We start from the raw sequence: 12,296 nt of genomic DNA, 5'->3' as shown, positions 1-12,296 counted from the left end.
AAAATGGGTGATAAACTTAACTATATCGTTGAAGATAATATTATTGCAGAGGTTTTGGGTAGAAATAATTTCTCAACTAAAGAATCTGCTATTTTAGAATTAATAAAAAATGCTTATGATGCTGGGGCTAGTAAGCTAAACTTAATTTTCAAAAAATCTGAGAATACTGGGCGCTTAATGCTTGAAATAATAGATGATGGTTCTGGAATGAATGAAAATGATATTAGGCAAGCTTGGATGCACGTTGGTAAGAGCACCAGAGATTATAAAGATTCTGATACGGGACGGATTTTTGCTGGATCAAAAGGAATTGGAAGATTTGCTTTAGCAAGATTAGGTGAATCAATTGATCTGTTTACTAAAAAAGAATCTGAGATTGGCTATCACTGGCAGACCAATTGGAATAGTTCAGAGATTGATATTGATTATAATATAGCTAGCCAAGGAACTAGAATTCAAATCAATGAATTAAGAGATAAATGGTCAGCAAAAAGTATTAAACCGTTAAAAAACTATATAAGTAAGACTTATAGAGATAGTAAAATGAAAATTTCTATAATGTTTTTAGTAGAAAATGGAGAAAGTTTAGAGGAGGAGACTGAGTTAATTTGGACAAATCCCAAAATTGGGGAAAATTATCTTGAATCTATTGCAATCAATTATAATTCTAAGAATAAGATACTTTCTGGTCAAGTACTCTCTGACGAATTCAATGAGTCTGTTTTGAAAATGACAAGCAAGAATATAAAAGAGTATTTATTTGAACAAAATATGATTGACGAGTTAAATAAAGAAATCTCCGAATTAATAATTGAAGAGGAAGATATTGAAAAACAAGATATAACAGAACAAATGATTGCTGATTTATTAGAGGAAGTAGGTTCTTTTGAAGGTCAATTATATTTTAGTTTAAATAGTGTTAGTCAGGTAGATAAAGAAAAATATGAATATAAATATACATCGTTATCAAATAGATTTAACATAGGGGTCATTTTATATAGAAATGCTTTTAGTATAGATTCTTTTGAAGGTCGAACAGACTGGTTAGAGCTTGGCAAGCGTTCTACTTCTTCGCCAGCAGCTGCTTCACATCCAACAGGTTCTTGGAGAGTTCGTCGAAATCAATTATCAGGTTACATTTTAATTGATAAAGAAGAAAATTCTCATATTGAAGATATTTCAAATAGGCAGGGTATTGTTCAAAATATTCATTTTATTATTTTAAAGAAAATCATTGATAGTGCCTTAAAGGAATTTGAAAGTTATAGACAATCTATAATTAGAGATATTAGAAAAATAAAAGATAAAGAAAATGGAACATCAGTTATAAAAGAAGTTAATATTGAAGATAAAATTGACAGTATTATTGAACAAAGTAAATCCATAGAAGAATTAACTATTCAAGATTTAGTTGAAGTTAAAAATAAACTTTCAGAGTATAAAAATAAAGTTAACGATATCACATCTGAAAAAAATGAAGTGGAAGAAAATTATCGATATGAAGCACAGTTGTTAAATGTTCTCGCTACTTTACAATTAAAAATAAGTTCGTTGAGCCATGAATTACACAATAATAGGAATACAATTGCTGCAAATCCTGAAAAAATTGAAGAAGCTTTAAAAAGAAAATATGATTGGGAGGAACTTAAGTCTGAAAAGCCAAGTAGTCGGAATATTCCATTATTATTAAAAAATCTTGAAAAAGATTTAGAAAAAGTTTTAGATCTCTCTGATACCATTATTGATGAAAATAAAAAAGAAAGATTTGAACCACGAGAATATAGTTTAGAGGTTCTTGTGGAGGAGATAGTTGAAAAATGGAAAACTCAATATAATTGGGTTAACTTTAAAACTAATTGTACAGGCGAAGACATCATAATGATATCTTACGATTATTTAATGATTATACTCGATAACTTAATTCTTAATAGTGTGCAGGTGAATGAATATAGAAAAGAACTAGAAATATCGGTTGATTTCGATTACAATGAAGGAAAATTACTACTTGAATATTCTGATAATGGCAAAGGGCTTGATAAAAAATATAAAAATAATCCATTGAAAATATTAAATGTTCATGAAGGCACTAGAGAAGATGGGCATGGTTTAGGGATGTGGATGGTGAATAACACAGTCTATAAACTTAATGGTAATATTAGTATTGATGCCGAAACAAAAGGATTTAATTTAAAAGCAGAAATGAACATATAAAAATTATTAGTGAGGATATGATATGACACAGCAGATTAAAATAATATATGTGGATGATAAGCTAGACCCATTATTAGTTGATTATCTATATGATTTTAGAAAAGATGGTATAATAATCGTTTATGATGAAATAAAATTTGATAGTAGTAGTAGAGATTATGAATCATTATTAACTGATAGTAGAGTTTTAGAATCTGATATTATTGTTATTGATTCTAAGTTGTTTGAAAATGAATATGCAGAATCTGGTTCAAAATTTACTGGTCAAGAATTTAAATTAGTTTTAAGAATTTTAAATCCTTTTATAAAAGTAATTGTAATAACTCAAAATAGGGATTTAGTAGATTATGGAGTTTTAAACAAATTTGCTACTTCTAAAGGTAATGCTTCTCAAGATAATGCTAATGATTTTTATAATAGATACTTACAACCTACAATAGAAGAAGCAATAAAAGAAATATTAGAGATGAGAAGAATTGGGAAGGAGTTAGAATTAAACAAAGGTGCTTATGAAGGGTCGTTGATTGTTGAAAATACACAAAATTTACTTAATAAAATAACATCGTATAGAGAATTGACAGACGAAAAAATCAATGAGCTTATAGATATTATAAAGCAAGAAGTATTGGAGAATAGAGATGAGTGATTATAGATTTGTGGGCGAAGAAGAAGCTGACGTTGCAAAAATTATTCAAGAAAAAAATCTATTAGCATATAAAATCGATAAACGAACGATAAAAGATGACAATCAGGGGAAACATTATGATAAAATCAAAAATAAATGTTCTGATTATTATGAGACTTTTCAAGAAATTTATCATCAAAAATGTGGCTACTGTGGTGTCTCAGTTTCTATTAATTCAGCACCTCAATATGAGTTAGATCATTTTATTAATGAATTACAAAAAATATCTCCAAACGGAAAATCTGTAGATCATATCGAAAATATTATATTTGCTTGTCGAAATTGTAATCAAGCAAAAAAAGAATTTGATACAAAAAAGATTATTGGTATCGTGCACCCTGATGGGGAAAATATAAAGAAAGTCTTTGAACGAGATAAATATTATAAAATAGTTATCTCTCAAGAATATTTAAATAATGAGGATGTTAAAACATTCTATAGTAAAATGAAATTTGACTACGCATATAGGAAATTAGATTATCTATTGTTGAATCTTTACTTTTCTAAAAATAATAAAATAGATAGAATTTATAAGAGATTATTAGAACTTAGAAATAGTTTTCCAAGTTTGAATAAATTGAAATAACATTTTAGAGAGCAGGTTACTACATGACAAATTCTGTAAGTTCGAACCGCCTTGAGAAGTACAGCATCACAGCTTAATTTTCAGCATTGAATTCATCTGGATTGATACCGAAAATCCACCTCACGATGCCATTGGCTGGGTAGCAAAGAAATAAAAAGTCCTGTCACTTTCCCCCATTTAACCTTTGACTATTCCGCAAAATTATCGTACAATAAAGAGTACATGATAAAATGAGGTCAGAGTCTATTTGCTCTGGCGATAGTAGTAAAAATGAGGAGAAACGCTTTGGAATTAGAAGTATTTGCTGGGCAAGAAAAAAGTGAACTATCTATGATTGAGGTAGCGCGTGCTATCTTGGAACTTCGTGGTCGCGATTATGAGATGCATTTTAGTGATCTTGTAAACGAAATTCAAAACTACCTTGGAACATCAAACAGCGATATCCGCGAAGCTTTACCTTTGTTCTACACAGAGTTGAACTTTGACGGTAGCTTCATCTCACTTGGGGACAACAAATGGGGTCTTCGTTCATGGTATGGTGTGGACGAAATTGACGAAGAAATCATCGCTCTTGAAGAAAGTGACGACGATGAAGTAGCACCAAAAGCTAAGAAAAAACGTGTCAATGCCTTCATGGATGGAGATTCTGATGCTATTGACTACAATGCTGATGATCCAGAAGACGAAGATGCATACGAAGCAGACCCAGCTCTTTCATACGATGATGAAAATCCAGATGATGAGAAAAATGAAGTGGAAGCTTACGATGCAGAAATCAACGAAATCGCTCCTGATGACTTGGGTGAAGACGTGGATCTCAACGAAGAAGACGACGAGTTTTCTGACGATGACGCTGAAACGAGTGAAGAAGAGTAAAAGACTTCACAGAGGAGATCGCCTGATCTCCTTTTTTGTTCCTTGAGCAGGTCATCCGTTGGGATGCGGATCTTTAATTTGTTTTCTGAAAACAATCTTCTTTTTTCATGTTTTACCGATTCGGGTTGACAAATGATCTGCTTTGAGGTATTATATTGTTCGGGCACCTCTTTTAGAGGTCGGGGCTCCCTAGTTACTAGGGAGCTATTTTTGTTTTTCAGGAAGTTTTTCTTGAAAAGTCGTTATCCATAAGGGTCTTGTTTTCTATTCCCCTCGTAGTTAACAAGGCCTTGAGCATTTTAGAAAGAGGAATCTATGTCTACGAAATATATTTTTGTAACTGGTGGTGTGGTGTCGTCTATTGGGAAAGGGATTGTCGCAGCAAGTCTGGGCCGTCTCTTGAAAAATCGTGGTCTCAAAGTAACCATTCAAAAATTTGACCCTTATATCAATATCGATCCGGGAACCATGAGTCCTTACCAGCACGGGGAAGTCTTTGTGACAGATGATGGAGCTGAGACAGATTTGGACTTGGGTCACTATGAACGCTTCATTGATATCAATCTCAACAAATATTCCAACGTGACAACTGGTAAAATCTACAGTGAAGTTCTTCGTAAAGAACGCCGTGGCGAGTACCTTGGGGCAACTGTTCAAGTCATTCCTCATATCACAGATGCTTTGAAAGAAAAAATCAAGCGTGCCGCTGTAACGACAGACTCTGATGTCATTATCACAGAGGTTGGTGGAACCGTTGGGGATATCGAATCCTTGCCATTCCTAGAGGCCCTTCGTCAGATGAAGGCAGATGTGGGTGCAGATAATGTCATGTATATCCATACAACCTTGCTTCCTTACCTCAAGGCTGCTGGTGAAATGAAGACCAAGCCAACTCAGCATTCTGTAAAAGAATTGCGTGGTTTGGGAATCCAGCCAAATATGTTGGTCATTCGTACGGAGAAACCAGCTGGTCAAGGAATTAAAAACAAACTAGCACAGTTCTGTGACGTGGCACCAGAAGCCGTTATCGAGTCTTTGGATGTTGAGCACCTTTACCAAATTCCATTGAACTTGCAGGCACAAGGCATGGACCAAATTGTTTGTGACCATTTGAAGCTAGACGCGCCAGCAGCGGATATGACAGAATGGTCAGCCATGGTGGACAAGGTCATGAACCTGAAAAAACAAGTTAAGATTTCCCTCGTTGGTAAGTATGTGGAGTTGCAAGATGCCTACATCTCTGTGGTTGAAGCCTTGAAACACTCTGGTTATGCCAACGACGCAGAAGTGAAGATAAATTGGATCAATGCCAATGATGTGACAGCAGAGAATGTAGCAGAGCTCTTGTCGGATACGGACGGAATCATCGTGCCAGGCGGTTTTGGTCAACGTGGTACGGAAGGAAAAATTCAAGCCATCCGTTATGCGCGTGAAAATGATGTTCCAATGTTGGGTGTCTGCTTGGGAATGCAGTTGACTTGTATCGAGTTTGCTCGTCACGTTTTGGGTCTTGAAGGTGCAAATTCTGCAGAACTTGCACCAGATACAAAATACCCTATCATTGATATCATGCGTGACCAGGTTGATGTTGAGGATATGGGTGGAACCCTTCGTTTGGGACTTTATCCATCTAAGTTGAAACGTGGCTCTAAAGCAGCGGCTGCTTATCATAATCAAGAAGTGGTGCAACGCCGTCATCGTCACCGTTATGAGTTTAACAACGCCTTTCGTGAACAGTTTGAGGCAGCAGGTTTTGTCTTCTCAGGTGTTTCTCCAGACAATCGTTTGGTCGAAATTGTGGAAATTCCTGAAAATAAATTCTTTGTGGCGTGTCAGTATCACCCTGAACTTTCCAGCCGTCCAAACCGTCCAGAGGAACTCTACACTGCCTTTGTCACTGCAGCAGTTGAGAACAGTAATTAGCACAATCAGAACCTTTGAGAAGAATCTCAGAGGTTTTTTGCTAGCATATTTAGGATAAGATTTGCAAAAAAAATAGATAGTGATATAATTAACATAATAATTCCTAAGGAGGATATACAATGAAAAAAATCACACTATTTTGTTTGTCTCTAGCAGGTCTAGCTTTACTGACTTTTCCTCATTCAGGGCAGGCATTTGAGCTTAAAGAAGAATGGGTTATTAAGTGTGGAGTGCAGTATCAAGATGGCAAGATTCTTCGTTTTAACAATGGTCATGAAGTGGATATCAAAGTCTTGGATTTGCCAAAAACCGAGAAAATCGAGTGGACGGTTAGTCTCAATGGTCAAGATCAGACTGTCAATTTCCTAGGTAAAGAAAAGGACAAGTCTATGATTGGTGTAGAGGGGCGTTACCTGAATTTCTATGTTCCATATGGCTATAGAGGAGATATCAAGGTAGAAGCCAAGAGCGGAAATGAAGTAAAGACCTGGTCAACGAAAGTGGTTGACGATGTACATCATGAAGGTGGAAAGAGAGGCTACTACCGTATTAACGAATCAAAAGATCAATACACTTACCTTGATGCTAAATGGGACTATCAAACCAAGACTTACACTGCCACCTTACCAGAGACTGTCAATGGTCAAAAACTCTTTGCTTGGGCAGACTATGATAATGGTGAGTTGAAGCTTGAAAAACTAAGAACTATCAGTCATAAATATGATAATGGAGGATCTTTCAAAGAACTTTATCCGATTGTAAAAGCAGAAGGATGGCTAAAATCAAACCAAAACTGGTACTATCAAAAACAAGGCGAGCTAGTTAAAAATGACTGGTTAAAATACCAAGGATATTGGTATTTCATGGATGGGGCTGGTGGCATGATTCATGGTGGTTGGATCTGCAGTGAAGATATTTGGTACTATTTCAAAGATTCTGGCATTATGATGAGTAATGAGTGGAAATTTTACAATAATCGTTGGTACTATCTCAAATCTTCAGGAGCCATGGCGAGTAACGAATGGATTTATGACCAAGGCAACTGGTATTTTGTAAAATCGTCAGGAGCTATGGCAAGCCAAGAATGGGTGTATATCCAAGGTAAATGGTATTATTTTGAATCATCAGGTGTCATGAAAAAGAGCACATGGTTCTTCTACCGAGGTGACTGGTATTACCTAACCGATTCAGGCGCCCTCTTGAGAGATGACTGGTTCTACTATGGTGATACTTGGTACTATCTTAAAGGCTCAGGAGTTATGGCAAGTAACGAATGGATTCAAGTCCAAGGCAAGTGGTACTACTTAGACTCATCTGGTAAAATGCTTCGCAATACCTACACACCTGATGGCTATTATGTGGGCAGTTCAGGCGCTTGGCAATAAGTATAAGAAGTCCTTTTCCTTAAAGGAAGGGGATTTTTCCTTGCTCATATACGGCTTCCCTATTTGTCCTAGAGCCCTTTTTGTGTTACAATGAATGGTATGAAAGCTAAGAAATTATGGATGACTGGCTTGACTGTGGCTGGTCTAAGTGCCCTCGCTTTAGGGGCTAAAAAAGCAGCAGATAACTACAAACTGATGAAGACGCAAGAAGAGTTGACCGCTATCGTGCGCGAACTTTTCTCAGATATGGGTGAGATTGCGACTCTCTATGTTCAAGTCTACGAAAGTAGCCTAGAGCGACTTGTCGGAGGAGTCATTTTCGAGGATGGCCGTCATTATACCTTTGTCTATGAAAATGAAGACCTAGTCTATGAGGAGGAAGTCTTATGATAACTCCCAATAGTATAGAAGAGCTTGCAGGTTTTGTCGAGCAAGATGGCAAGAAGGTTTTCCTTTTTGTGGCGGACTGGTGTGGCGATTGTCGTTATATCTATCCTGCCTTGCCAGAGATCGAGGAGACCAATCCAGAATTCACCTTTATTCGAGTGGACCGAGATCAGTATCTGGATCTGGCTAAACTCTGGGATGTTTACGGGATTCCTAGCCTTGTTGTGCTAGAAAAGGACAAGGAAATCGGCCGTTTTGTCAATCGTGACCGTAAAAGCAAGGAGCAAATCAACAACTTTTTAGCAGGACTGAAATAGGAGAAAAAGAAAACAATGATTTTTACATATAACAAAGAGCATGTCGGCGATGTCCTTATGGTCATCGTGAAAAATAGCGGAGATGCCAAGTTGGACGTGGAGCGCAAAGGCAAAGTTGCCCGAGTTTTCCTCAAAGAAAATAGAGAAACAGTGGCGTGGAATATTTTCGAAGTTTCAAGTTTGTTTGAAATTGCAGAGCGCGGTCAAGTCTTTTTGACAGATGAGCAAGTAGCACGTTTAAACCAAGAATTGCAGGCGGAAGGCTTTGCAGAAGAGATTATCAATGACAAAGAACCTAAGTTTGTTGTCGGTGAAATTGTCGAGATGGTGGCTCACCCAGATAGTGACCACCTCAACATCTGCCAAGTTGCCGTCGCGAGTGATAAGACAGTGCAAATCGTTGCAGGTGCTCCTAATGCGCGTGTCGGTTTGAAAACCATTGTCGCTCTTCCTGGAGCGATGATGCCAAAAGGCAATCTCATTTTCCCAGGTGAACTTCGTGGTGAAAAGAGTTTTGGCATGATGTGCAGTCCTCGTGAGTTGCATTTGCCAAATGCTCCGCAAAAACGTGGTATTATTGAATTATCAGAAGACCAAGTTATTGGAACTCCATTTGACCCAGCCAAACACTGGACTGCCTAGGAAATTGTCAGTGTTTGATAGACCAGATAAAAGGAAATAAGATGGCAAAAAATGTAGTGATTACAGGGGCGACCTCAGGAATCGGTGAAGCGATTGCGCGTGCTTATCTGGAGCAGGGGGAGAATGTCGTTCTAATAGGGCGACGGACAGACAGACTAGAGGTACTCAAGTCAGAGTTTGCAGCAACCTATCCAAATCAAACAGTTTGGACCTTTCCACTGGATGTGACGGATATGGCTATGGTAAAGACAGTCTGCTCCGATATTCTAGAAACGATAGGGCAGATTGATATCTTGGTCAATAATGCTGGACTAGCTCTTGGCTTGGCTCCCTATCAAGACTATGAAGAGTTGGATATGCTGACCATGTTGGATACCAATGTCAAAGGTTTGATGGCAGTCACTCGCTGTTTCTTGCCAGAAATGGTAAAAGCCAATCGGGGGCATATTATCAATATGGGATCGACCGCAGGAATCTATGCCTATGCTGGGGCAGCTGTTTACTCAGCCACCAAGGCAGCAGTTAAGACTTTTTCAGATGGTCTGCGAATTGATACCATCGCAACGGATATCAAGGTGACCACCATTCAGCCTGGAATTGTCGAAACAGATTTTTCTAGAGTACGTTTCCACGGTGATAAAGAGCGAGCTGCGACGGTCTATCAGGGGATCGAAGCCTTGCAGGCACAAGACATCGCAGACACTGTTGTCTATGTGACCAGTCAGCCTCGTCGTGTGCAGATTACAGATATGACCATTATGGCCAATCAACAGGCGACTGGTTTTATGGTTCATAAAAAGTAAAAAATTTCCTCGAAAAGTTACAAATTTCTGTAACTTTTTTGATTTCCTACGAATAGATAAGTAGGAGGATGAAAAATGTATAATAAAGTTATCATTATCAATTTGACTAAAATACAAAAATAGCGCTAAACCCTTAAAAGTCTAGCGTTATCGTCATTTCTTCTTTTGTTACAATAATTTCATTTATGACAGATTTTACAATTTTTGAAGCATCTTCATAGCTTAGTTTTTCGGGGTTAAAATCCTTTAAAAGTCTAGCAAGTTTTCGTTGTCTTATGTTGATAGTGTTCTTCTTTTTGCTTTCTAATTGTTCTTCTAAAAACGCTTTTTCGATTTTTAGTTTTTCGTTTTTTGCATTGAGTTCTTTTCGTGTTATGATCTCGTCCAAATATAATTCAGTCAACTTATCAAGTCTATTATTTAACTTCTTAAGTTGCTCTTTTATTTCTTCGACTTTCATAGTTTCATCATTCTTTGCAAGCATTTCTTTACGATATTTCGGTTCGAGTTTGATTTTTGATAGCCTTTCAATGACCTTCTCTTCTAACTCTTGCTTATCATACCATTTTGAGTTACATCTTTTGGACTTGTCTTTATCAAACCTATGCCTACATTGATAGCGTTGATACGCTTTCCCTTTTCGATTTTTTGAAGTAACGTATAGGCCTAGCGAACCGCCACAATATCCGCATTTTAGCAACCCTGAAAGCATATATTTCGCTTGGAATGGTCTTGGGTTGTTATTTCTTTTCAAAGCGTCTATCTGCCTTTTTTGAAGCTCTAATTGCACAAGCTCAAATAATTCTTGAGAGATAATTGGTTCATGCTGCCCCTCGTATTTTTGCCCTCTATATTTCACGATACCGAGATATGTTTCATTTTTGAGTAGATATTTTGTTATCGTTTCGCCCCAAGGTCGTTTTCTTCCAACGTGACCTTCAGAGTTTAGGTCTCTGATAATCTTGACTACTGATTTCCCGTTTAGATACTCATTGAAGATCCGATTGACAATGAGCGCTTGAGTTGGATTGACCGATAAGATGCCAGTTTCTTTTGAGTAGTCGTAGCCGAAAGGTATCGTAGTCCATGACATTGCTTTCCCTTTTTTCGCACGTCCTTCTTTGCCTAAAATCATACGTTCTTTTATCTGCTCACGCTCAAGCTGGGCGAATACTGAAAGCATACCAATCGAAGCTTTGCCAAAAGGAGTGGAAGTGTCAAAGTTTTCTTGCAAGCTGATAAAAGCAACGTCATTTTTCAAAAATACATCTTCGATTAAAAAAAGTGTATCTTTCTGGCTTCGGCTTAAACGGTCTAACTTGTAAACAAGGACAATATCAAATCTTTTTCTTTTTGTATCGTCAATCAAGCGCTCTAGTTCAGGTCTTTTTGTGTTTGAACCAGAAAATCCACCGTCAACGTAAATATCGTAGATTTTCCAATCTTTGATTTTGCAGTAGGCTTCCAGTTTGTCTTTCTGCTCGTCGATAGAGTAACCTTCTTCGGCCTGATAAGAAGTTGAAACCCTGACATATATAGCCACTTTATTCGTTGTTTTCATTGAATTTGTACCCCTTTTTTGATAAAATAGGTACAAGAAAACGTCTCAAAAGGGAATCTCTTTTGAAAAGTTTTTCTTGTAATTACCAGCCTCACGCTCAGACTCGCCAAAGTTTGAGAGCGTGGGGCTTTTTTGCTTGTTATATATCATCTACTCTGTCTTGTAAGATGATCAATTTTTCTTTCAGGTCATTCACTCTTGCTAAATTACTATTCATTTCATTTATGTAGCGATTGATTTCATTGTGAATTTCTAAAGCACTTGTTGGTGCATTTAGGGAGTTGAAATAATTAACTAATTCTTTGCAAAAATTAGCATATTCGCTGTGATACCTTATTTGCATTTGGCACATCATTAAATCAAATTTATTTTTGTCCCATGTTGGGAAGTCAATATCAAGATTTGTTGGGTATTCTTTAGCTGAATGTATCTCCCATAGTGACGAATATCTGTCAGCAATAACCTTTCCTTCCTCGGTCAAAAGCGTTTTACCGTCATCATCATAAAGTAAGGATTCATCTTTGAATTTTCTTGTTATTTTTTCAGCGTTTAAATTGTAATCATAGAAAAAATATTGAGGGATTGAGATAGTCGATTTTCTTCCACTTTTTGTTTTACCCCACCAAACCAAGAGCAATAACTCTCTAAGAGGGTATCCCTCTTGAGTTATAAATCTATCGTTGTATTTTGGGAAATCAAATCCCCTCCCATAAATTTCATGCATATTAGGTCTTGAGTTTAGTATCCTGAAATATTCGGGCCGATAGTAGTCAAACTCCTTAGATTGGGGAATGGTAACAGAAATTTGTCGCGACTCTTTTTGTTTTTTACTTCCAAATAAAAAATTAAATATTCCCATATTAAAAACCTCTCTAATGTGATTCAGTGATTGCACATCTTTTTAAACCTTATAAATATCC

The 12,296-nt window shown here is 36.8% G+C and carries 12 protein-coding genes; 10 read left to right on the top strand and 2 right to left on the bottom strand.

Annotation, left to right across the window (positions count from 1 at the left end):
- Positions 1-3 precede the first annotated feature (3 nt).
- From HMPREF9188_RS08475 to HMPREF9188_RS08430, 10 genes are all read left to right on the top strand, one after another.
- Complete coding sequence (locus tag HMPREF9188_RS08475) at positions 4-2,211, top strand: ATP-binding protein (protein WP_009730599.1); 2,208 nt, start codon at positions 4-6, stop codon at positions 2,209-2,211.
- A gap of 22 nt (positions 2,212-2,233) precedes the next feature.
- Positions 2,234-2,857 (top strand): hypothetical protein, encoded by a 624-nt coding sequence (locus HMPREF9188_RS08470; protein ID WP_009730598.1) that lies wholly within the window; start codon positions 2,234-2,236, stop codon positions 2,855-2,857.
- On the top strand, positions 2,850-3,482 hold the full coding sequence (locus HMPREF9188_RS08465; protein WP_009730597.1) for an HNH endonuclease: 633 nt from the start codon (positions 2,850-2,852) through the stop codon (positions 3,480-3,482). Before HMPREF9188_RS08470 ends, HMPREF9188_RS08465 begins: the two co-directional genes overlap by 8 nt.
- Positions 3,483-3,767: 285 nt before the next feature.
- Positions 3,768-4,358 (top strand): DNA-directed RNA polymerase subunit delta, encoded by a 591-nt coding sequence (rpoE, locus tag HMPREF9188_RS08460; RefSeq protein ID WP_033588937.1) that lies wholly within the window; start codon positions 3,768-3,770, stop codon positions 4,356-4,358.
- Between the two features lie 315 nt (positions 4,359-4,673).
- The gene (locus HMPREF9188_RS08455) at positions 4,674-6,281 is read left to right on the top strand and encodes a CTP synthase (RefSeq protein WP_009730595.1); all 1,608 of its coding nucleotides are present in this window, start codon (positions 4,674-4,676) and stop codon (positions 6,279-6,281) included.
- A gap of 119 nt (positions 6,282-6,400) precedes the next feature.
- Positions 6,401-7,666: an N-acetylmuramoyl-L-alanine amidase family protein gene (locus HMPREF9188_RS08450; protein WP_009730594.1), complete on the top strand. Its 1,266-nt coding sequence runs from the start codon at positions 6,401-6,403 to the stop codon at positions 7,664-7,666.
- Positions 7,667-7,756: 90 nt separating this feature from the next.
- Positions 7,757-8,056 carry a DUF4651 domain-containing protein gene (locus HMPREF9188_RS08445; protein ID WP_009730593.1) on the top strand — a complete coding sequence of 100 codons (300 nt, stop codon included), beginning with the start codon at positions 7,757-7,759 and terminating at the stop codon, positions 8,054-8,056.
- A complete protein-coding gene (locus HMPREF9188_RS08440; RefSeq protein ID WP_009730592.1) occupies positions 8,053-8,370 on the top strand; it encodes a thioredoxin family protein in 318 nt (105 codons plus the stop codon). The genes HMPREF9188_RS08445 and HMPREF9188_RS08440 overlap by 4 nt, the downstream gene beginning before the upstream one ends.
- 15 nt (positions 8,371-8,385) lie before the next feature.
- Entirely contained in the window at positions 8,386-9,012 is a 627-nt protein-coding gene (ytpR, locus tag HMPREF9188_RS08435; RefSeq protein ID WP_007522749.1) for a YtpR family tRNA-binding protein, read from the top strand.
- A gap of 41 nt (positions 9,013-9,053) precedes the next feature.
- Positions 9,054-9,815 (top strand): SDR family NAD(P)-dependent oxidoreductase, encoded by a 762-nt coding sequence (locus HMPREF9188_RS08430; RefSeq protein WP_001107774.1) that lies wholly within the window; start codon positions 9,054-9,056, stop codon positions 9,813-9,815.
- Between the two features lie 133 nt (positions 9,816-9,948).
- Here HMPREF9188_RS08430 and HMPREF9188_RS08425 read toward each other — a convergent pair whose 3' ends face one another.
- Positions 9,949-11,376, bottom strand: coding sequence for a recombinase family protein (locus HMPREF9188_RS08425; RefSeq protein WP_009730591.1), 1,428 nt, complete (start codon positions 11,374-11,376; stop codon positions 9,949-9,951).
- Positions 11,377-11,515: 139 nt separating this feature from the next.
- The gene (locus HMPREF9188_RS08420) at positions 11,516-12,235 is read right to left on the bottom strand and encodes a hypothetical protein (RefSeq protein WP_009730590.1); all 720 of its coding nucleotides are present in this window, start codon (positions 12,233-12,235) and stop codon (positions 11,516-11,518) included.
- Between the last annotated feature and the right edge of the window lie 61 nt (positions 12,236-12,296).

Source organism: Streptococcus sp. F0441, assembly GCF_000314775.2.
Taxonomy (GTDB): domain Bacteria; phylum Bacillota; class Bacilli; order Lactobacillales; family Streptococcaceae; genus Streptococcus.
This window is presented reverse-complemented; position numbering and strand designations above follow the sequence as displayed.